The organism is Sinorhizobium sp. RAC02 (assembly GCF_001713395.1).
In the GTDB taxonomy this organism is placed as follows: domain Bacteria; phylum Pseudomonadota; class Alphaproteobacteria; order Rhizobiales; family Rhizobiaceae; genus Shinella.
In genome coordinates this window covers 1,963,137-1,983,608 of record NZ_CP016452.1, presented here as the reverse complement: position 1 = coordinate 1,983,608, position 20,472 = coordinate 1,963,137, and the positions used below count along the sequence as shown (strand labels likewise).

Here is a 20,472-nt window from a genome sequence, read left to right as displayed (position 1 = left end):
CGGAATGTCCGTCTTCTCCGTAGATCATCTGCGCGTTCGATTTGGCGGTGTCCAGGCGGTGAGGGGCGTTTCCTTCGGCGTCGAATCCGGCAGGACACTTGCCATTGTCGGCGAGTCGGGATCGGGAAAGAGCGCAAGCCTTCTGGGTGCAACCGGGCTTCTGCCCGGTTCCGCCTCGGTGGAGGGCAACGTTCTGCACCGTGGCCAAGAAATACTTGGCCTGCCCGACAGGGATCTGCGCAGGCTTCGCGGGCCGAAGATCGGGTTCGTCTTTCAAGACCCGCTCAGCAACCTCCATCCCCTGAAGACCATCGGTGATCAGATCGGCGAGGCGATCTCGGTCCATCAGAAGAGAATAACACGACGGCAAAAGCATGAGCGCGTGCTGGCTCTGCTTGACGATGTCGGTATCGCCGATCCGCAGGCCCGGTTCTCCGATTATCCGCGCCACCTCTCGGGCGGTATGCGCCAGCGGGTGATGATTGCCATCGCCATCGCGCTCGATCCGGGACTGATCATCGCAGACGAGCCGACGACTGCCCTTGATGTCACCGTCCAGGCGGCAATCCTCGATCTTCTCAAGCGCCTGCAGGAAGAGCATGGAACGGCTTTGATTTTCGTGAGCCACGATCTCGCCGTCGTGTCCGACATTGCCGACGATGTGGTCGTCATGCGCGATGGTCTCATCGTCGAGAAAGCGCCCGCGGATGACATCTATCTCCGGCCGCGTCAGGACTATACCCGGGAACTGCTCGGCGCAGCGCGCCTCGGCGGCCCCAAGTCTTATGCCGTGCAAAGAGATCGACAGGCTACGCGCCCTCTGCTCGACGTGCAGGCCGTCGCCCGGTCCTTCGGATCGCGCCCCGTACTCGATGACGTCTCCTTCACCATTGGAGAAGCAGAGATCCTCGGTCTCGTCGGCGAGTCCGGCTCGGGAAAATCCACCATAGGACGGTTGATCGCCGGCCTGGATCGGCCCGACGCGGGGCGCATCAGCCTGCAGGGAAGGGATTATTCCCAACCGGGTTCCAGTGGAATCCTGCCGGGCGACCTTCGCAAATCGATCCAGGTGGTCTTCCAGGATCCCTATGCCAGCCTCAATCCGAGACGGCGGATCGAGGCCATCCTTGCGGATCCTTTCGTCATTCATGGCACGGTCGACAAGGCGGAGCTGCGCGAGAAAGTGAGGCAACTCGTCACCGACGTGGAATTGCCCCATGACGTTCTGGATCGGTTGCCGTCGCAATTATCCGGCGGCCAACGGCAGCGTGTCGCGATCGCGCGGGCGATCGCGCTCCGCCCTTCGCTGATCGTTGCCGACGAACCGGTATCCGCCCTCGACATCACCACCCAGGCGAAGGTCATCAAGCTGCTTGCCCGGCTTCGCGACAAACTAGGCGTATCGTTTCTGTTCATTTCGCACGATCTCGGCGTCATCGGTGAACTGTGCGACCGGGTGATCGTGCTGGAAAAGGGACAGATCGTCGAGGTCGGCCAAACACAACGGGTCTTCGAGCGCCCCGCGCATGCCTACACGCGGCGGCTGCTCGCATCCATTCCAGGCCGTAAACGTCCGCCCGCAGAGGCGGAACTTGAGGATGTCGTCTATGGCTGACACCATTCACTCGCCGGTCGCGCTGGTGGTTCCCAGAGCATCGCCGTCACCGGGCATTCTGCTTCTGAAGCGCCTTTGGCGCGAGAGAGCAGTGCGCACGGGGGCCGTCATTGTCGGTATCGTGCTGTTGGCGGCCCTGTCAGCGCCGGTGGTGAGCCATCTGTTGGGGCACGGCCCCATGGAGCAGTTCGAGGGGGCCGCGCTTGACGAAATGGGCTTGCCAATCGGTCCGACGCTAGAGTTCCCGTTGGGCGCGGATGGCAACGGCCGCGACGTTCTTGTCAGAACACTCTATGGCGCGCAGGTTTCGCTGCTCGTCGGCGTACCCGCAACAACGATCGCGATGATCATCGGTACGGCCATCGGTCTGGTCAGCGGCTTTTTTGCTGGCCGGACGGATCGCATCATTTCACAGGCGATCGACGTTGCCCTGTCTTTTCCCTTCGTCGTGACGGCACTCAGCCTTCTGGCGCTCAATCGCGGCGGAACCGGCCAGCCGATCGTGCCGCCCATGGTCGTGGTCATCACCATCATCGCCCTGTTTTCCTGGGCCTATTTCGCGCGCCTTGCGCGCGGGCTCGCTCTCGAATTGCGCACCAGCCCGATGGTGGAGGCTTCGCGCACCATCGGCGCGTCATGGGCGCGGATCATCTGGTTGGACATTCTGCCGAACATCCTACCGACGGTTTTCGTCTATTGGGCCGTGCAGCTGCCCGCCAATATCGTCGCGGAAGCGACGCTTTCCTTCCTGGGCGTCGGCATTCAGGCACCGATGCCAAGCTGGGGCAACATGATCGCCGAAGCGCAGCGGACCTCCCTCTATCAGGAGCAGCCGTGGTTTCTGGCAGGTCCCGGGCTCGCCTTGTTCCTGACGGTCGTAGGCTTCAATACGTTGAGTGCAGGCTTGAGAAACGTGCTCGACCCAAACCGCAGGCGGGCCTGAGATCATGGCGAAACAGTTTTCCTCCGTTGTCTTGCGCTCGATCTCGACGCTGGTGATCGTTCTCATCCTGTCGTTCTTCATCACCCGGATCGCCTATCGCAACCCCGCGGCGATGCTCGCACCGCGCAATGCGACACAGGAGTCGATTGATGCCGTCGCGCGCTCGCTTCGCCTCGATGACCCCTGGTATTTACAGCTGTGGTATTACCTGTTCCGCGGTCCGGATATCCAGGGCGCGCCGATGGGATTGATGCATTGGCCGCCGGCTCTTGGATATTCCTTCCGCAAGCAGGCGCCGGTTACGGATCTCATTCTGGCAAAGGCTCCGGTGACCCTTTCGCTGGCACTCGGCGCCCTGGTGATCTGGATGACGATTGCCATCCTTTCCGGAGTTGCCGCAGCGCGCTGGCAAGGGCGGCTCATCGATCACGTGCTCGCCTTCTTCGCCTATGTCGGCCTTTCGGTCCCCACTTTCCTGAGTGGTATACTGATCTCCTATTTCCTGTTCTTCCAGCTTTCGAACCAGGGCATTCACTGGTTCCCGAGCAGCGGCTATGTGCCCTTGAGCGAGGACCCGCTGCAATGGGCCCGACATCTGGCGCTGCCCTGGGCGACGCTCGCGATTGCCGAAATCGGGCTGTTTCAGCGCATGGTCAGGGCCAGCATGCTCGACGTGTTGGGGCACGATTTCATCCGCACGGCGCGCGCCAAGGGTGTTCCCGAAGGCCGGGTCTACTTTTCCCATGCCCTGAAATCGGCGTTGAATCCGATACTGACGCTCGGCGGGCTGGAGCTTGCAGCCATCATGGGCGGGGCAATCGTGACGGAAACGATCTTCGGGTTGGACGGGGTCGGCCGCATGGCGATCGCCGCCGCGCTGGAGGGGGATTTCCCCGTCGTCATCGGCACGACCATTTTCGCCGCCTCCGCCTTCATCATCACGACCCTTGCCGTCGATCTCGTCGCGCAGTGGCGTGATCCAGCCAATCGAAACTGAAGAATTCACGCCCTCCGACCATCCCTTTCATCGGACAGAAAACCAGGCAGGCCGCGCCACAGCGACCGAACAAGCCCGCAATCACATCTGTCCCGCAATTGTTGACGTACCAGCATTCAGGAGAACAAAATGACCACTGTAGACGCCCCGACTTCGCTGACTTATCTGCGTCCCGCTACAGCGAAGGAAGAAGCTCTCGTGGAGCGGTTTCAACCAATTTTCGACCGTATTGCCGAGGGCAATGTCGAGCGCGAGCGCAATCGTACATTTCCTTTCGAGCAGGTGCAGTGGCTGAAGGACGCGGATTTTTCGCTCGTGCGCATACCCGAGGAGTTTGGCGGGTGGGGCGCCTCGCTCGAACAGACATACTATCTGCTGGCTTTGCTGGCGGAGGCCGATGCGAATGTTGCTCACGTCTGGCGCAATCATCTGGCCTTCATCGAGGACCGCCTCAACGCGCGACCTTCGCAGGCCAATGATCGCTGGCTGCAGCGCTTCCGGGATCGCGAGTTCATCGGCGGCGGCTGGACAGAAGCAAACAACGGCACATATGCCAATATCAAGACGACGGTGACCCGCGAGGGAGACACCTACAAGGTCACAGGTGCGAAATTCTATGCCACCGGCAGCCTCTATGCCGATTGGCTCGACGTGATCGGCAAAGGCGAAGACGGCTCGCTCATCACCACCTTGGTCAGCCGCCACCAGCCGGGTGTCGTGCTTGCCGACGACTGGCGGGGATTTGGCCAGAGCACCACGGCAAGCGGCAGCGCCACCTATCAGGATGCGATCGCCCATGAGGGGGACGTCTTTCCGGCGAGCGAGCGTGTCGTCTATCAGGGCCACTTCTATCAAACGGCGTTGCTCGCCGTCCTCACCGGCATCACGCGTGCGATCTTGCGTGACGGGACCAAGGCGCTGAAGGCGCGGGGGCGTAACTATCCGCAAGGCCTGAACCCGGTGCCGGCGCTCGACCCGCAACTGCTGCAGGTGATCGGCGAAGTATCGGTGCGGGTCTTCTCGACAGAGGCTGCGTTGCGTCGCGCCGCCAACGCACTGGACCTGATCGCCGTCGCCCATGCGGATGGCGATGTCGCCTTGCGCGACAAGCGGGTCGTCGCGGGAGAGGTGGCCGTGGCGCAGGCGCAACTCGCGATCATCGACGGTGTGCTCTATTCGGCCACGCATATTTTCGGCGCTCTCGGTGCCTCCGCAACCTCCGAGGAGACGGCGCTTGACCGCCATTGGCGCAATGCGCGTACGCTCGCGTCGCATAACCCGGTCGCCTACAAAGCCCGCATCCTCGGTGACTATCTGGTCAACGACAATTCTCCGGCATCCAGCATCGACCGCCTGGGTCGCGGCGGCCAAGGCAACTGAGGAGACGGCACCATGACGAAACCCTATCTAGCCCTTGGTCTTGCCGGCCCGCATCTGGTGGAGCTCACCACAAGCCCATCACTGCTATCCCGCTGGGATGCACTGCCGCTTGCATTCAGTGTGCTCGGGATCGACCGCATCGATGGTAGCGCGCCTGCGCCGGTTACGCTTGCAAGCAGTGCCGCCGGCGCGACCCTTGCGGGTTCCACGAAGCATGGACGCTTCCTCATCGCCGCGGCACCGCAGCGCGACCACCCGTATAACATCGCGCGCCGTGTCGCCTCGCTTTCCCATCTGTCGGGCGGTCGTAGCGGACTGCTGATCGGCGTGCGGGATGCCTACGCACCCGAAGGCCCGAGGGACGCTCCGGCCTGGGGTGGCGCCGGCCTTGGCGGGGGAGCGCCACTCAATGCTCAGACAGCCTACGATACGGCGCGTGCAGTGCGCGCACTCGAGCAGAGCTGGCCTTACGATTCGATCATCGGCAACCGCGAGACCGGCATCCTGGTGGAGGCGAATCGTATCGTGCATGTCGATATCGACAACAGCTTCTCCATCGCAGGGCCGTTGAACGCGCCCGAACCGGAAACAGGTGCGTCGGTGATCGCCTGGTATGCCGAAGCACCGGCGGACGCCCCGCCCGTCGATGACAACAACCCGATCGACCTTATTCTGGGCGGCTCTGGCTCCGTGCCTGTCGTCGTGCTGGGCGACGAGCCGCCCGCAGGAGCATTTGCAGGCATCGTGCTGCGCGCGGGACTTGAACAGTCTGTGAATGACCTGCTCAGCGCCGCAGAACGGTGGCTTGCCGATGGCTTTGCTCCCACATCACTGGGTGGACCACTGCGAGCAGCACTCAATCTGCCTGCACCGGAGCCGCTGCCGTCAACCGCGCGGCCCGCGTTCCCTGTGCCGCAACCTCATGTCTCTTTGTAGACAACAACGGAGACATTACCCGTGACAAACAAGCGAACTGGACACGTCCTCCTCGGCATCAACGCGTTGGTGCTGGGATATCTCCCAGCGGCATGGAAGACGCCGCTTCTCAAAAAAGATGCGTTCATTGACCCGGATTACTGGGCAAATATTGGCAAGGCCGCCGAACGCGGCACCCTTGATGCCATCTTCCTGGCTGATGGTCCTCTGCTTGGCGATCCAGCTTATGATGCCAATCCGATCCGCCTTGAACCCACGGTAAACTGGGGTCACGTGGCCGCGGCGACGTCACATGTGGGCCTGGTGGCCACGGCCTCGTCCACCTTCAATGACCCCTTCGAACTCGCTGAGCGATTTCTGTCGTTCGATCATCAGACAGGCGGCCGTGCCGCATGGAATGTCGTGACAACCCGTGGCGTTCCCGCAGCACGCAACTTCGGGATACCCGATGTCCCGTTGCGGGATGATCGTTACGAACGTGCAAACGAGTTTGTCGACGTCGTTCGGGCATTGTGGGAGTCGGCCGCCACGGGCAGGGACGTCCATTTCCATGGTGAGTTCTTCGATGTCGATGGGCGCTTGCGGGTGCCGCCGTCAAAACAAGGCCGTCCGATCATCTTTCAGGCCGGGGGTTCGCCGCAGGGTCGCGAATTGGCGGGGCGCGCGGCTGAGGGTGTCTTTGCTGCCGAGCTCACGAAAAATCAGGCCATCGAGCACTACCGTCTGGTCAAGGGTTTCGCACGGAGCAATGGCCGTTCACCTGACGAGATCAAGATTCTTCCCGGCCTGCTGTTGAGCTTGGGCAGCACCGAGGAAGAGGCGCGACGCCGCAGCGACGAACTCCACGACGCAGGGCCGGCGTCATACTCCATCGGCTGGCTTTCACAAGCGATCGGCGTCGATGCCTCGAAGCTCGAACTCGATGAGCCGTTTCCAGAGGAGGTTCTGGGCCCGCTGGGCGACACCCAGACCTTCCTTGGAAGCATCGGCTTTCGCGAATCGATCATTACGCAGATTCGCAAGACCAATCCCACCGTGCGCGACTATCTCAAGCAGACCCGTTATACCGGCTCGGGCCATGCCGGATTTGTCGGGACGCCCGAGCAACTGGCCGATCACATCGAGGACTGGTTTCATGCCGGAGCCATCGACGGCTTCAACTTGCAACCGGATCGCCTCGTAGACGGGCTCGATGTCATCGTCGATGAACTCGTGCCGATCCTGCGCAAGCGCGGCCTCTACCGGCATCAATACGAAACGCAGACGCTCCGTGAGCATTTCCAGGCGGCCTCACCCACGCCTGCCTTCTAGGATCTCGCAACAGGAGGGGCGCGAATTCGCGTCCCTTCAGGATCTTGTGGGCGTTTGGCGTGGCAGCGCCTCTTCATTCGATATGGCGACGAGTTCCACTGTCGCCGTGCCTCGCCAAACGCTTTCTCGGCCCGAAAAATCTGGGCGTATCGACACAATAATCTATAAAATATATATATTTAATAATTTAATTTCTGGAATGCCTCGATTGGGCCGCTACAGTGGCCACCAACTTGATGTCATCGCAGGCGACGCGATGCGCATAATTCGTTGAGAGGGCTTATCATCATGAAATTATTTCCAACTCTAGCCGCAGGCGTATCTTTGGTCGCTGCCACTTATTCATATGCCGCCTATGCCGGCGAGGATGACAAATATGGCGGGACGCTGGTCGTTGCCCAGAATGCAGAGATCACGCAGCTTGACCCCGGCCGACAGTTGGGTTGGGAGACGTTCCGGATCACGCGCCACATTTTCGATGCGCTCGTTTCCGAAGATCTCTCGAAATCTGGCAATGATGAGCCTTCCCCAACCATCATCCCGGCGCTGGCGGAGTCGTGGACGATCTCGCCCGATGGCAAGGTCTATACCTTCAAGCTGCGTCAGGGCGTAAAATTTCATGACGGCACAGACTTCAATGCCGAAGCGGTGGCCTTCAACGTCCGGCGCGCATGGGATCCTTCCTTCGAATTCTACGATGAAGTGACGGCGGTCAATGTCCGCAACACCTACATCCATCTCGACAAGGTGGAGACGCCGGACGCATCTACCGTCGTCCTGACATTCAAGCAGCCCTTCAGCCCACTTCTGCGGCTTCTTGCGCAGGGATCCGGCGGCACAGGCCTCATCGCGAGCCCGGAATCGATCCGCAAGTACGGAAATGACGGCGTGGTGGAGCATCCGACGGGAACAGGCCCGTACAAGTTCGTCGAGCGCATTCGCGGCCAGTCGGTCGAGATCGAGCGTTTCGACGACTATTGGGGCGAGAAACCTTATCTCGACCGCATCGTCTTTCGCCCCATTCCGGACGGCAATGCACGTGTTGCAGCACTCGAGACCGGTGAGGTGGATCTCATCTCCTGGCCGCCGCGTGATGCCGTGGAACGCCTGAAGGGCGAAGGTTTCGACGTTCCGAACGTCAGCATCCCCTCGATCTACTACTACAACGTCAACTTCGCCAACGAGGCTTTCAAGGATGTCCGGGTTCGTCAGGCGCTTGTCCATGCAATCGACCGCGAAGCGCTGGCCCGTGACCTTCTGAAGGGCACGGCCAGCCCGGGATACAGCGTACTCGTTCCCGGCAGTGCGGCTTTCGATCCCGCGTTCCGTGACTACAATTTCGATCCGGAAAAATCGAAGGCGCTTCTGAAGGAAGCCGGACTTGAGAAGGGCGTGAGCGCAACGATCAGCATCTATGCCGGTGGCGAAGCTGTTGCCGAATGGGTTCAGCGCGATGCGGCCAAGGTCGGTATCAATCTTAACATCCGTTCCTATGACTGGAACAGCTTCCTGGCGCAGGAACGCACGCCGGGTGCCGATGTCGGCTTCAGCTCGATGGAATGGGGTTTTCTGACGCCCTACTGGCTGTCGATCGTCGGCAACAGCAACAGCGGCTCAAACACCGGCGGCTACAAGAGCGAGGCGTTCGACGCCGCCGTTTCGAAGGCGATTGCCGCAACCGATCCAGCCCAGGAGGTTGCCAACTGGCGGGAAGCGAACCGTATCATTGCCGAAGATGTCGGCAAGATACCGCTTTTCCTCGAGCGCACACACTACGCGGTCGGCAAAAACGTTCGCGACTTCGCGTCACCCGCCCAGGCTTGGTACGACCTGAAAAAGGTCTGGCTGGCAGAAAAGTAACGGCTGTCCGGACAGACAATGATTGCTTTTTTCCTCAGAAGACTGACAGCCGCCATTCTTGTGCTGGCGGCTGTCACCTTCGTGGTCTTCCTGATAGTCTATCTTTCCCCGGGTGATCCGGTGAAGACGTTGCTCGGCCAGTCGGCGACGGCCGAGCAGATCGCGGACATGCGGGCAAGGCTTGGACTCGATCTGCCATTCCACGAGCAGTATGGTGCCTGGCTGTGGCGTGTGGTCCATGGTGATTTCGGCCGTTCGATCAGCACGCAGGTTCCGGCGATGTCGATCCTGCTTCCCGCCTTCGGCAATACGCTGATCCTCGCCCTATCCAGCCTCTTCCTCTCGCTTCTGTTCGGTGTGGCCATCGGGGTCACCTCCGGTTTTCGGGCGGGGCGCCTGCTCGACAAGGTTCTCATGTTCATTACGGAGGTTCTGGCGGCAACGCCGGTCTTCTGGCTTGGTCTCATCCTGATCTGGATCTTTGCCCGCGAGCTCGGCTGGCTTCCGTCCTCCGGCATGCGCAACATGCGGGCACGGGGCTCCAACCTCGATCTTCTGGCGCATCTTGTCCTGCCGTCGATTGCGGCCTCGGTACTGGCGATTTCCATCATAGCCCGGCTGGTGCGCGGTGCGGTGATCGACGTGCTGGCATCCGATTATGTGAAGATCGCTCAGGCGGCCGGCATGTCCTCGTTCCGCATTTTCCGCAAGCAGGTCTGGCGCAACATCCTCCCGCCGATCGTCAGCGTCGGTGGCCTGCAGTTCGGCACGCTGTTCGGCGGCGTCATCTTCGTCGAGGCGGTCTTTGCCTGGCCGGGCATCAGCGCACAGCTCTTCAATGCCATTACGGCCGGTGACGTCGCTGTTATCCAGGCGGGCGTCCTGATGATCGCCACGACATTCGTTGCGATCAACCTTGTCGTGGACATGGTGCTTGTCTGGCTCAACCCGCGGAGGGCACTGTAGTGACTATGGCCCCTTCGCCGTTGCCGGCACCCAACCGCCGTCCGGTTTTCGGCGCCGGCTTCCGGCTCGGCCGCACCGCTGTTGCGCTTGTTGTGATTGCGTTTGTCGTCGTAGCCGCGCTTCTGGCACCGTGGGTCGCGCCATTCGATCCACTTTACGGAGACGGCGCGCTGCGCCTGCTGCCACCGGGAACGGAAGGCCATTTGCTGGGTCTCGACGCGCAGGGCCGAGACGTTTTGAGCCGTCTCCTCTGGGGCGCGCGTCCTTCCCTGATCGCTGGCATAGTGCCTGTCGCTGCAGCACTCGCCATCAGCCTGGTCCTTGGCCTTCTCGCTGGCTACACGTCGTCTTTTCTGGGCGGACTGATCATGCGGGTGATCGACGCGCTGTTTGCCTTTCCGATGATCCTCTTTGCAATCGCCACAGTCTCGCTCCTCGGGCCGGGTCTCACGACAATCATCGTGACGATCACAATTTCTCTCGTGCCCTACATGACGCGCATCGTCTACGGCGCCGTCGTTGGGGAAATCGGCAAGGGCTATCTGGAGACGGCGCGGCTGCTCGGAGCAAGCCGCAGCCGAATCCTCTTCAAGGAACTTTTGCCCAATGTCGTCTCGCCTTCGATCGTTTACGCCACGACCCTAATCGGCCCGATGATCGGTTTTTCCTCGGGATTGAGCTTTCTTGGCCTGGGCATCCAGCCGCCCAACGCGGACTGGGGACGGATGACGGTCGAGGGCGTCGAAGTGTTTGCGCAGGGTGCGCCCCATGTCGTGCTCGCAGCCGGCATCGCTATCATCGTCACGTCGCTTGCCTTCAACTGGCTGGGCAGCGGGCTGCGCGACATCCTCGATCCGCAGCAGGGCTGACCGCATGAGCACAGATCCCACGGCCACGCCGTTGCTCGACATTGCGGGACTGAGCGTCGAACTGTTGGGGCGCTCGGGCAGCCGGCGCATTCTGGACACGATCGATCTCAGCGTTCAGCCCACCGATATCCTGGCCATCGTCGGAGAATCCGGCAGCGGCAAGAGCGTGACCGTGTCCGCCGTGCTCGGCCTCCTGCCTGCCAACATCATGCGCGTATCGGCCGGAAGCATCCGTTTCGATGCCGAGGATCTTCTGCATTCCCGCGACACACGGCGACGTGTCCTGCGCAAGGATATCGCGTTCATCACACAGAACTCGCTGACCTCGCTCAACCCGGTCCACACGATCGGCAGCCAACTTTTGGACATGATCGCCTTCCGCAATGGCGTGGGCCGGCGGCAGGCGCTGGTCGACGCTGGCGAATGGCTGGTCAAAGTGGGCATCGCTGACGTCGAGCGCGTGCTCTCATCCTATCCGCACAATCTCAGCGGCGGGATGCGCCAGCGCGTCGTCATCGCCATGGCGATCAGCAGCCGGCCGCGCTTGCTCATTGCCGACGAGCCGACGACGGCGCTCGATACGATAACGCAGTTGCAGGTGTTGAACCTGCTCCGCGACATCAACACAGAATTCGGCACGGCCATCATCGTCATCACGCATGACTTCGGCGTGGTGTCGTATCTCAGCAAGCGCGTCGCGGTCATGCATAGGGGACGCATCGTCGAGGAGGGGCCGACACGCCGCGTGCTCGAAGCGCCGAAGGAAGCCTATAGCCGCAGTCTCATTGCCGCTGTCCCGCAGCTCGATCTCATCTCCTGAAAACCGCGGGGATCCTGACAGAATGGCCGTTGAAGTCCCCTTGATCGATGTGCGCGACCTCCGCCGGACGTTCGAAATCGGGCGGGGCCTGTTTCGACGCGTGCGCCGGAGCGTGGCGGCTGTCGACGATGTTGCCTTTTCGATTGGTGATGGCGAAACCGTTGGCCTTATCGGTGGCTCCGGTTCCGGCAAGTCCACGATTGCCCGCATCCTGACCGGACTTGAGCGTGCGGATTCCGGAAGCATCATGTTCGACGGCGTCAATCTCTCGGGGCTCGCGGATAGGGACCGGCTTGCCTATCGCCGCCATATCCAGCTTGTGCCGCAGGATACGTCCGCATCGCTGAACCCGCGCCGCCGGATTGGCGTGCAGATCGCCGAACCGATGCTCAGTCTCGGGATCGTTTCGTCCCGGAAAGACGCGGAGTGGGAAACCTTGCGCCTCCTTGAACGCGTGGGGCTTCGTGGGGAGGATGCCAGGCTTTTTCCGCATGCATTTTCAGGCGGGCAGAGACAGCGCATCAATATCGCCCGGACGCTCGGCGTGAAGGCCCGCTTCGTCATTCTAGACGAGCCGACATCGGCGCTCGACGTGTCGATCCAGGCGCAGATCCTCGATCTGCTGCGTGAAATCAAGCACGAGTTCGGCCTGACCTACCTGTTCATTGGCCACAATCTCGGTGTCATCCAGTCCTTCTGCGAGCGCATTCTGGTCATGAACGAGGGGCGTTTGGTGGACAGTTTTGCGTCGAATGAACTTGGCCGAGCAGGGCGCGACGAGGCGACGCGACGCCTGGTCGAAGGCGTCCTGCCGATCCATCGGCAACTGTAGCACGTCCAGATCTCAATCCGTGGCATCCCAACGTCAAGCTAGTATTGTTTTGGCAATTGCAGCCGCGGCTCCGACATGTTTTCGGCAGGCGGATGCTGCCGCATCCGGGTTGTTCGCCTCGATCGCTGCGAAAATCTCCCTTATCTGCGATGGCCCCGATGCCATGCGGTTCGATGTCGATAATGTCATGACGCGCAAGCGCGAGATGCGGCTGTTCAGTCGGCTGACGATTTCCCAGGCAATGTTGTTGCCGCCAGCTTCGAAAACGACCTTGTAGAATTCCGTCGTGGCATCAAGCACGCCGACAGGGGAGTTCTGCTTCGATGTCCGCTCCAATTCGTTCATTGCCTTGCGCAGTTTAGCCTTGACCTCCGGCCCGGCGATCCTCGCGCAATCGGCAACGGCCGTCGATTCCAGCGCCGCGCGGATCTCATAGATCTGCCGGGCGTCATCCCAGTTGAGCGTTGCAACGATCGGGCCTTGCTTTGCCAGCATTTCGACGAGGCCCTCGGCCTCGAGATGGCGGATAACTTCCCGGATGACGGATCGGGACACGCCAAGTTGGTCGCACAGCGTTCGTTCAACGAGGCGTTCGCCCGGCTCAAACAGGCCACCGATGATGGCGCGACGCATGCGGTCGAGCGCGATTTCCCGAAGTGTTGCGGGCGGGGTTTCGATGCGGAGGGCCGCAAGGTTTTCCAGGCTCTTTGTCATGTTCTCATTCATAGCTGCAAAAAAACTTCCAGACAATGGGTTGACACTTTGTCTGATGGTATACCAAGATATGAGCAGATTAAAGACAGGAGGATGCCTCGGTGACGCTGGTCCGGAAAACGCTGCTTCATGTGGAAACGACATTCGTGGAGGGCGGCAAGGAAGCGGCCAAGCCGCTCAAGCTGATCGCCGCGATGGCCGTCGTGAAAAACCCCTGGGCGGGTCGCGGCTTCGTTGAGGACCTGAAGCCGGAGATTCATGCCGTCGCTCCCATTCTCGGCGAGCTTCTGACCAAGATGATCATCGATGAAGCCGGCTCCGGCGACGTTGTTGAAGCCTATGGCAAGTCGGCGGTCGTTGGCCTCGATGGTGAAGTCGAGCACGCCTCCGCCCTGATCCACACGCTTCGTTTCGGCAATCACTATCGCAGCGCGGTTGGTGCGAAGTCCTACCTCGCGTTCTGCAACACGCGCGGTCCGGCGAACGCTCCCGTCATGATCCCGCTGATGGACAAGAATGACGAAGGACGTCGCTCGCACTACCTGACCATTCAATGCGCGATCCCGGATGCGCCTGCCGCGGACGAGATCGTCATCGCACTTGGCGCTTCCGTTGGCGGCCGCCCGCATCACCGCATCGGCGACCGGTACCAGGACCTCAAGGAGCTGGGCCACGATGTTGCAAACCCTGCCGCGGTGTAAGACGTCGTCAGGCGCAGCCTATCTGGAACGGGGCGAGGGCCGTGAGACCCTCGTTCTCATCCACGGCGTCGGCATGCGCATCGAGGCATGGCAGCCGCAGATAGATCAGCTGGCGGACCGTTTTCGTGTGATCGCGGTCGATCTTCCCGGTCACGGCTTTTCGGAGGCACTGGAGGGTGCTCCTGGTTTGTCTCTCTATGTCGGATGGTTTCGGCGCTTTCTGGAGGAAGTGGCAGGGGAGCCGGTGAATGTCGCGGGCCACTCGATGGGAGCGTTGATTGCAAGCGGCATTGTTGCGACGGCGCCGGCGATGGTTCGGCGTGTAGCGCTATTGAACGGCGTGCATCGTCGCGGAACCGATGCACGCACGGCCGTGGAGGCGCGGGCGCGCGAGATCGGCTCCGGCGCGTTCGACCGGGTGGCACCGCTTTCGCGCTGGTTCTCTGCGGATGAAGAGAGCACTGAAGCCTATGCACTTGTGCGCGATCTGCTGCAGGCCGTCGATCCGGCCGGCTATGCTGCGGCTTACGCCGCCTTTGCCAGCGGAGACGCCGTTTATGCGGACTGTTGGCCCCAGATTGAATGCCCGTCGCTTTTCCTGACGGGGGATGGAGACTTGAATTCGACCACCGTCATGGCGCGGGACATGGCCGCCGCAGCTCGCCGAGGACGAGCCGTGGTGATCGAGGGACACCGTCATATGGTGAACCTGACGGCGCCCAATGCGGTGAACCGCGCGCTTGCTGATTGGCTGGAAACGAGCTGAAACACTCGGTCCTCAGGGGCCATGGAGGAGATTATGATGTCAGATGCGAGAGCCCTGCGCGATGCCTTCGGCGCATTCCTGACCGGCGTCACAGTCGTCACGACGGTTGATGATGCGGGCGCGCCGATCGGTTTCACCGCCAACAGTTTCACGAGTGTTTCCCTCGACCCGCCGCTGCTTCTCGTCTGCCTGGCGAAAACCTCGCGTAACTATGCAACGCTCACCCAAGCCAAGGGTTTTGGCGTCAATATCCTGTCGGAAGTGCAGAAGGACGTTTCCAATACGTTTGCCCGGCCGGTCGAGGACCGGTTTGCTGCGGTCGATTGGCGACCAGGGCCGCATGGCTCGCCCGTCTTTGCTGATGTTGCCGCCTGGTTTGACTGTGCAGCGCACGACGTCGTCGATGCGGGTGATCATGTGATCCTGATCGGGCGGGTCGAGGGATTCGGCAACAGCGGAAAGACCGGGCTCGGCTATGCCCGTGGCGGTTACTTCACACCGGCCCTCGCTGAAAGGAGCCTGCTTGCCTCGGCCGAAAGCCTGCTTCTCGGCGCGGTCGCCGTGCGGAACAGTGAAATCCTGATGGTCGAGGACGGGAAGGGGGGCTGGACGCTGCCCTTCGTCGAAAAGGCCGAGGGCGACGGGATGGAAGCTCTCGAGGATCACATCGCGGCGACAGCGGGGCTAACGCTTGCGACGGGACTTCTCTATTCCGTCTATGAAGACACCATGATGGGGCGCCAGCATGTCGTTTATCGCGGCGAATTGGGAGAAGGCACGCCGCAGAGCGGCAGGTTTTTCCCGGTCCAGGCCCCACCGCTGGCCGAGATCGCCGACAGCGCGGTGCGCGACATCGTCAAGCGGTACGGGGCGGAAAGCACGCTCGGCAATTTCGGCGTCTACTTCGGAAATCAGGAAAAAGGCCGCGTGCACGCCGTGGCCGCAAAGGGGTAAGCCATGAAATTTTCCCTGTTCGTTCACATGGAGCGGCTGGATGCCAGCCAGAACCACCAGGAACTCTACGAGGAATTCATCGCGCTGTGCGAGATCGCGGACAAGGGCGGCATGCATGCCATCTGGACCGGCGAGCACCACGGTATGGACTTCACCATCGCGCCGAACCCCTTCGTCAACATTGTCGACCTCGCGCGCCGTACGAAAAATGTGCGCCTCGGCACGGGCACGGTGATCGCGCCTTTCTGGCATCCGATCAAGCTTGCCGGCGAAGCGGCGATGACCGACATCATTACCGGCGGACGCCTCGATATCGGCGTCGCGCGTGGCGCTTACAGCTTCGAGTACGAACGCCTTCTACCGGGTCTTGACCCATGGAGTGCCGGCCAGCGAATGCGCGAGCTGATCCCGGCCGTGAAGGGTCTTTGGACCGGCGACTATGCCCATGACGGCAAGTTCTGGAATTTCCCGAAGACCACCTCGGCGCCGAAGCCGGTGCAACAGCCGCATCCGCCGATCTGGGTCGCGGCACGCGATCCGAACAGCCATGAATTCGCCGTCGCGAACGGCTGCAATGTGCAGTGCACGCCGCTTGCCAATGGCGAGGCAGAAATTGCGAGTCTTATGGAGCGTTTCAACGCAGCCTGCGAGAAAGCCCCGGACATGCCGCGGTCGAAGATCATGCTGCTCCAGCACACCTACGTCGGTTCCGACGAGGCCGACATCGCAAGGGCCGCGAAGGAGATCAGCACCTACTACAATTACTTCTTCGCCTGGTTCAAAAACGAGCGGCCAATCGACCAGGGCCTCATCGAGCGCCTTTCCGAGGAAGAGCTTGCTGCCAATCCCAACCTGGCGCCGCAAAAGATGCGTGAAAACATGCCGATCGGCACAGCGGAAGAGGTGATCGGGCGCCTGAAGGTCTACGAAGACCTCGGCTACGACGAATATTCCTTCTGGATCGACACCGGCATGAGCTTCGAGCGCAAGAAGGCCTCGCTTGAACGCTTCATCGCCGATGTCATGCCGGCATTCCAGTGAGGGCGCCATGCAGAGCTTCCAGCAATACATAGACGGAACCTTCGAAGACGGCACTGCGCGGTTCGACTCTGTCGATCCGGCGACCGGCGTTGTCTGGGCAGCCATGGCCGAAGCGCGGGAAGATGACGTTGATCGCGCCGTGCAGGCCGCGCAGCGCGCGCTCTGGACCGGCGCATGGCCGGCCATGACAGCAACAGCGCGCGGCAAACTGCTCTATCGCCTTGCCGATCTCGTCCAGGCAAACGCGCAGAAGCTCGCCGAACTCGAAACCCGCGATACCGGCAAGATCATCCGCGAGACGTCGGCGCAGATCGCATATGTCGCGGATTATTATCGCTATTATGCCGGGCTTGCCGACAAGATCGAAGGTGCGACGCTTGCCATCGACAAGGCGGATATGGATGTCTGGATGCGGCGCGAGCCGATCGGTGTCGTGGCGGCCGTCGTGCCGTGGAACAGCCAACTCTTCCTGTCGGCCGTGAAGATCGGCCCGGCGCTGGCTGCCGGCTGTACGCTGGTCGTCAAGGCATCGGAGGAAGGTCCAGCGCCGCTCCTCGAATTCGCGCGGCTCGTGGATGAGGCGGGTTTTCCGCCCGGCGTCGTCAATATCCTGACCGGCTTCGGACCGACCTGCGGCAGTGCGCTGACCCGTCATCCCGGTATCGACCACATCGCCTTCACCGGCGGTCCGGCGACGGCCGCGACCGTGGTGCGCAACTCGGCGGAGAACCTTGCGACAACATCGCTGGAACTTGGGGGCAAGTCGCCCTTCATCGTGTTTGCCGACTGCGATCTCGATAGCGCCGCCAACGCGCAGGTCGCCGGGATTTTTGCCGCGACAGGGCAGAGCTGCGTGGCTGGTTCCCGCCTCATCGTCGAGGCGTCGGTGAAAGACCAGTTTCTGGCCATACTGAAAACCAAGGCGGAGGCCATCCGTATCGGCTCGCCGCTGGATATGGCGACGGAGGTCGGCCCACTCTGCACCAAGCGCCAACGGGATCATATCGAGACGGTTGTTGCTGCCTCGCTCGCAGCAGGCGCGACGCTCGTCACCGGCGGCCGGGCAGGCGAAGGGAATGGCTTCTACTACATACCCACCATCCTCGATTGCGACGGCGTTTCCGCGGCCTCCGTGGAAACGGAGCTCTTTGGGCCGGTGCTTTCCGTTCTCTCCTTCACGACAGAAGAGGAAGCGGTACAGCTGGCGAACGCGACACCCTACGGGCTTGCCTCGGGTGTCTTCACGCGCAACCTCGCCCGCGCTCACCGTATGATCAAGCGTATCCGCGCGGGCATTGTCTGGGTCAACACCTATCGCGCCGTCTCGCCGATCGCCCCCTTCGGCGGATACGGCCAGTCGGGACAGGGGCGCGAGGGGGGCCTTGCCGCGGCACTCGACTACACCAAGACAAAGACCGTGTGGCTCCGGACATCGGACGATCCGATCCCCGATCCCTTCGTGATGCGGTGACCGGGATGTTTGTCGAGATCCGCACTTACAGGCTGAAGAACGGCGGCATTCCTGAATACCTCAAGGTTGTCGGCGAAACTGGCATCGCGATCCAGAAAAAACACCTCGGTAACCTCGTCGGCTATTTCTCCTCGGAGATCGGGCCGATCAACGAGATCGTCCATATCTGGAGCTTCGCGAGCCTCGACGATCGGCAGGCCCGCCGCGCGCGCCTCGCGGCCGACCCCGACTGGCAGGCCTTCCTGCCAAGGATCCGCGATCTGATCATCACAGCGGACAACAAGATTATGACGCCGGCGGCGTTTTCGCCGATTGGCGGAACGATGCAAGCCTGAAAACTCACAAACAATAAGGAAAAGGGAACATGAAACACAAAGTCGCTCTGGCGCTTCTCTCCGCCTCTTTCTGCGTTTCGAGCAGCGTGGCCGCCCAGGACATGGTTTTCACCAGCTGGGGTGGAACCACGCAGGATGCCCAGAAAACCTATTGGGCCGACCCCTTCACCGCGGAGAAAAACGTCGCCGTCACGCAGGACGGCCCGACGGACTACGGTAAGATCAAGGCCATGGTCGAAGCGGGCAATGTGACCTGGGACGTCGTTGACGTCGAGGGTGATTACGCTGTTCAGGCCGGCAATGCCGGTCTTCTCGAAAAGCTCGACTTCTCCATCATCGACAAGAGCAAGCTCGATCCGCGCTTCGTCACGGACTACTCGGTCGGCAGCTTTTATTATTCCTTCGTGATCGGGTGCAACAAGGACGCTGTCGAAGCCTGCCCGAAGACCTGGGCCGACCTGTTCGACACTCAGAAATTCCCCGGCAAACGTACGTTCTACAAGTGGTCCGCGCCGGGCGTGATCGAGGCGGCGCTGCTTGCCGACGGCGTTTCCGCCGACAAGCTTTACCCGCTCGATCTCGACCGCGCCTTCAAGAAGCTGGACACGATCAAGGCCGAGATCGTCTGGTGGGATAGCGGCGCCCAGTCGCAGCAGCTCTTAGCCTCTGCCGAGGCCCCGTTCGGCTCGTTCTGGAACGGCCGCTTGACGGCACTCGCCGAAACCGGCGTCACCGTGGAGACGTCATGGACGAACAACATTACCGCCGCCGACTCGCTCGTCGTGCCCAAGGGCGCGAAAAACAAGGAGGCGGCAATGAAATTCATCGCGCAGGCCACGAGTGACTCTGCACAAGCTCAGTTCGCTACCGCGACGGGTTATGCGCCTGTGAATCTCGACTCCAGCACGCTGATGGACGCCGAACTGCGGAACTCGCTCCCGGACATGCAGGCGGAGAGCCAGGTCAATGCCGACATGGGCTACTGGGCGGAGCACCGCGACGAGATCGGCACGCGCTGGTACGCCTGGCAGGCGAAGTAACGCTGCCTCCCAAGACGATGGCGGGTCGGCTTCGGCCGGTCCGCCTCCTGAGACACTGGATGATCGATCATGGCTGTTACGGTAGCGACGGGCGCCGGCAAAACAAAACGTGAGGGCACACTCGGCTATCTTCTGCCGGCATTGCTGCTCATCGCCCTCTTCTTCGTCGTGCCGGTGCTAATGCTGTTGATGCGCAGCGTGCTCGAACCGGAAGTGGGCCTGCAGAATTACGAGGCCCTGCTCGGTTCGAAAACCTACCTGCGCGTCTTCCTGAACACCTTCATGGTGGCCGGCGTCGTCACGCTCGTCTCCATCGTCATCGGCTATCCCGTCGCCTGGCTGCTCGCTATCATGCCGGAGAAATGGTCGCGCATCGTGCTGGCGATCATCATCCTGTCGATGTGGACGAACCTGCTTGCCCGCACCTATGCCTGGATGGTGCTGCTCCAGCGCACCGGCGTCATCAACAAGACGCTGATGGGCCTCGGTCTGATCGACACGCCGCTGGCGCTTGTCAACAATCTCGTCGGCGTCACCATCGGCATGACCTATATCATGCTGCCCTTCGTCATCCTGCCGTTGATGGGCGTCATCCGCACCATCGATCCGGCAATCCTGCGCGCCGCCGCGCTGTGTGGCGCGGGCAAGATGCAGTGTTTCTGGCGTGTGCTGCTGCCGCTGTCGCTGCCCGGCATTGCCGCCGGCGCTTTGATGGTCTTCGTCATGTCACTCGGCTATTTCGTGACCCCCGCGCTGCTGGGCGGTACATCCAATATGATGCTCGCTGAACTCGTCGCGCAGTTCGTCCAGTCGCTGGTCAATTGGGGTATGGGCGGTGCGGCAGCTCTCGTGCTTCTTGTTGTTACGCTTGCGCTCTATGCCGTCCAGCTTCGCTATTTCAATCCGGCACGGGGGAATTAG

The 20,472-nt window shown here is 61.5% G+C and carries 20 protein-coding genes; 19 read left to right on the top strand and 1 reads right to left on the bottom strand.

Going from position 1 to position 20,472, the window contains the following annotated elements:
* Positions 1–4 precede the first annotated feature (4 nt).
* The 11 genes from BSY16_RS30235 to BSY16_RS30185 all read left to right on the top strand — a co-directional run bounded on the left by BSY16_RS30235 (position 5) and on the right by BSY16_RS30185 (position 12,529).
* Positions 5–1,615: a dipeptide ABC transporter ATP-binding protein gene (locus tag BSY16_RS30235; RefSeq protein WP_069063431.1), complete on the top strand. Its 1,611-nt coding sequence runs from the start codon at positions 5–7 to the stop codon at positions 1,613–1,615.
* Positions 1,608–2,558, top strand: a complete 951-nt coding sequence (locus BSY16_RS30230) for an ABC transporter permease (RefSeq protein ID WP_069063430.1) — start codon at positions 1,608–1,610, stop codon at positions 2,556–2,558. Before BSY16_RS30235 ends, BSY16_RS30230 begins: the two co-directional genes overlap by 8 nt.
* Positions 2,559–2,562: 4 nt before the next feature.
* Positions 2,563–3,555: an ABC transporter permease gene (locus BSY16_RS30225; protein WP_069063429.1), complete on the top strand. Its 993-nt coding sequence runs from the start codon at positions 2,563–2,565 to the stop codon at positions 3,553–3,555.
* 129 nt (positions 3,556–3,684) lie between these two features.
* A complete protein-coding gene (locus BSY16_RS30220) occupies positions 3,685–4,935 on the top strand; it encodes an acyl-CoA dehydrogenase family protein (RefSeq protein WP_069063428.1) in 1,251 nt (416 codons plus the stop codon).
* A 12-nt stretch (positions 4,936–4,947) separates the two neighbouring features.
* A complete protein-coding gene (locus BSY16_RS30215; RefSeq protein WP_069063427.1) occupies positions 4,948–5,871 on the top strand; it encodes an LLM class oxidoreductase in 924 nt (307 codons plus the stop codon).
* Between the two features lie 21 nt (positions 5,872–5,892).
* Positions 5,893–7,182, top strand: coding sequence for an NtaA/DmoA family FMN-dependent monooxygenase (locus BSY16_RS30210; RefSeq protein ID WP_069063426.1), 1,290 nt, complete (start codon positions 5,893–5,895; stop codon positions 7,180–7,182).
* A 324-nt stretch (positions 7,183–7,506) separates the two neighbouring features.
* Positions 7,507–9,042, top strand: coding sequence for an ABC transporter substrate-binding protein (locus tag BSY16_RS30205; protein WP_069063425.1), 1,536 nt, complete (start codon positions 7,507–7,509; stop codon positions 9,040–9,042).
* A gap of 18 nt (positions 9,043–9,060) precedes the next feature.
* Positions 9,061–10,008, top strand: coding sequence for an ABC transporter permease (locus tag BSY16_RS30200; protein ID WP_069063424.1), 948 nt, complete (start codon positions 9,061–9,063; stop codon positions 10,006–10,008).
* A 5-nt stretch (positions 10,009–10,013) separates the two neighbouring features.
* Complete coding sequence (locus BSY16_RS30195) at positions 10,014–10,877, top strand: ABC transporter permease (protein ID WP_083243190.1); 864 nt, start codon at positions 10,014–10,016, stop codon at positions 10,875–10,877.
* 4 nt (positions 10,878–10,881) lie between these two features.
* Complete coding sequence (locus BSY16_RS30190) at positions 10,882–11,697, top strand: ABC transporter ATP-binding protein (protein WP_069063423.1); 816 nt, start codon at positions 10,882–10,884, stop codon at positions 11,695–11,697.
* A 22-nt stretch (positions 11,698–11,719) separates the two neighbouring features.
* Entirely contained in the window at positions 11,720–12,529 is an 810-nt protein-coding gene (locus BSY16_RS30185) for an ATP-binding cassette domain-containing protein (RefSeq protein ID WP_069063422.1), read from the top strand.
* Between the two features lie 33 nt (positions 12,530–12,562).
* Here the strand turns inward: BSY16_RS30185 and BSY16_RS30180 are convergent, their stop codons facing one another.
* The gene (locus BSY16_RS30180) at positions 12,563–13,243 is read right to left on the bottom strand and encodes a GntR family transcriptional regulator (RefSeq protein WP_069063799.1); all 681 of its coding nucleotides are present in this window, start codon (positions 13,241–13,243) and stop codon (positions 12,563–12,565) included.
* A gap of 101 nt (positions 13,244–13,344) precedes the next feature.
* Between BSY16_RS30180 and BSY16_RS30175 the strand changes: the two genes are divergently transcribed.
* From BSY16_RS30175 to BSY16_RS30140, 8 genes are all read left to right on the top strand, one after another.
* Positions 13,345–13,944 carry an amino acid synthesis family protein gene (locus BSY16_RS30175; RefSeq protein ID WP_069063421.1) on the top strand — a complete coding sequence of 200 codons (600 nt, stop codon included), beginning with the start codon at positions 13,345–13,347 and terminating at the stop codon, positions 13,942–13,944.
* A complete protein-coding gene (locus tag BSY16_RS30170; RefSeq protein WP_069063420.1) occupies positions 13,919–14,710 on the top strand; it encodes an alpha/beta fold hydrolase in 792 nt (263 codons plus the stop codon). Before BSY16_RS30175 ends, BSY16_RS30170 begins: the two co-directional genes overlap by 26 nt.
* A 36-nt stretch (positions 14,711–14,746) precedes the next feature.
* Positions 14,747–15,664, top strand: a complete 918-nt coding sequence (locus BSY16_RS30165) for a flavin reductase (RefSeq protein WP_069063798.1) — start codon at positions 14,747–14,749, stop codon at positions 15,662–15,664.
* 3 nt (positions 15,665–15,667) lie between these two features.
* Positions 15,668–16,705: an LLM class flavin-dependent oxidoreductase gene (locus tag BSY16_RS30160; protein WP_069063419.1), complete on the top strand. Its 1,038-nt coding sequence runs from the start codon at positions 15,668–15,670 to the stop codon at positions 16,703–16,705.
* A gap of 7 nt (positions 16,706–16,712) precedes the next feature.
* On the top strand, positions 16,713–18,176 hold the full coding sequence (locus tag BSY16_RS30155) for an aldehyde dehydrogenase (RefSeq protein WP_069063418.1): 1,464 nt from the start codon (positions 16,713–16,715) through the stop codon (positions 18,174–18,176).
* A 5-nt stretch (positions 18,177–18,181) separates the two neighbouring features.
* Positions 18,182–18,511: an NIPSNAP family protein gene (locus tag BSY16_RS30150; protein WP_069063417.1), complete on the top strand. Its 330-nt coding sequence runs from the start codon at positions 18,182–18,184 to the stop codon at positions 18,509–18,511.
* Between the two features lie 29 nt (positions 18,512–18,540).
* Positions 18,541–19,551, top strand: a complete 1,011-nt coding sequence (locus BSY16_RS30145; RefSeq protein WP_069063416.1) for an ABC transporter substrate-binding protein — start codon at positions 18,541–18,543, stop codon at positions 19,549–19,551.
* A 69-nt stretch (positions 19,552–19,620) separates the two neighbouring features.
* On the top strand, positions 19,621–20,472 hold the full coding sequence (locus BSY16_RS30140) for an ABC transporter permease (RefSeq protein WP_083243187.1): 852 nt from the start codon (positions 19,621–19,623) through the stop codon (positions 20,470–20,472).

Bases quoted from the DNA above. Each gene is read 5' to 3' on its own strand.
- BSY16_RS30140 (WP_083243187.1), top strand. From the start codon at position 19,621: ATGGCTGTTACGGTAGCGACGGGCGCCGGCAAAACAAAACGTGAGGGC.
- BSY16_RS30215 (WP_069063427.1), top strand. From the start codon at position 4,948: ATGACGAAACCCTATCTAGCCCTTGGTCTTGCCGGCCCGCATCTGGTG.
- BSY16_RS30235 (WP_069063431.1), top strand. From the start codon at position 5: ATGTCCGTCTTCTCCGTAGATCATCTGCGCGTTCGATTTGGCGGTGTC.
- BSY16_RS30225 (WP_069063429.1), top strand. From the start codon at position 2,563: ATGGCGAAACAGTTTTCCTCCGTTGTCTTGCGCTCGATCTCGACGCTG.
- BSY16_RS30165 (WP_069063798.1), top strand. From the start codon at position 14,747: ATGTCAGATGCGAGAGCCCTGCGCGATGCCTTCGGCGCATTCCTGACC.
- BSY16_RS30185 (WP_069063422.1), top strand. From the start codon at position 11,720: ATGGCCGTTGAAGTCCCCTTGATCGATGTGCGCGACCTCCGCCGGACG.
- BSY16_RS30200 (WP_069063424.1), top strand. From the start codon at position 9,061: ATGATTGCTTTTTTCCTCAGAAGACTGACAGCCGCCATTCTTGTGCTG.
- BSY16_RS30150 (WP_069063417.1), top strand. From the start codon at position 18,182: ATGTTTGTCGAGATCCGCACTTACAGGCTGAAGAACGGCGGCATTCCT.
- BSY16_RS30145 (WP_069063416.1), top strand. From the start codon at position 18,541: ATGAAACACAAAGTCGCTCTGGCGCTTCTCTCCGCCTCTTTCTGCGTT.
- BSY16_RS30195 (WP_083243190.1), top strand. From the start codon at position 10,014: ATGGCCCCTTCGCCGTTGCCGGCACCCAACCGCCGTCCGGTTTTCGGC.
- BSY16_RS30190 (WP_069063423.1), top strand. From the start codon at position 10,882: ATGAGCACAGATCCCACGGCCACGCCGTTGCTCGACATTGCGGGACTG.
- BSY16_RS30220 (WP_069063428.1), top strand. From the start codon at position 3,685: ATGACCACTGTAGACGCCCCGACTTCGCTGACTTATCTGCGTCCCGCT.
- BSY16_RS30155 (WP_069063418.1), top strand. From the start codon at position 16,713: ATGCAGAGCTTCCAGCAATACATAGACGGAACCTTCGAAGACGGCACT.
- BSY16_RS30170 (WP_069063420.1), top strand. From the start codon at position 13,919: ATGTTGCAAACCCTGCCGCGGTGTAAGACGTCGTCAGGCGCAGCCTAT.
- BSY16_RS30180 (WP_069063799.1), bottom strand. From the start codon at position 13,243: ATGACAAAGAGCCTGGAAAACCTTGCGGCCCTCCGCATCGAAACCCCG.
- BSY16_RS30230 (WP_069063430.1), top strand. From the start codon at position 1,608: ATGGCTGACACCATTCACTCGCCGGTCGCGCTGGTGGTTCCCAGAGCA.
- BSY16_RS30160 (WP_069063419.1), top strand. From the start codon at position 15,668: ATGAAATTTTCCCTGTTCGTTCACATGGAGCGGCTGGATGCCAGCCAG.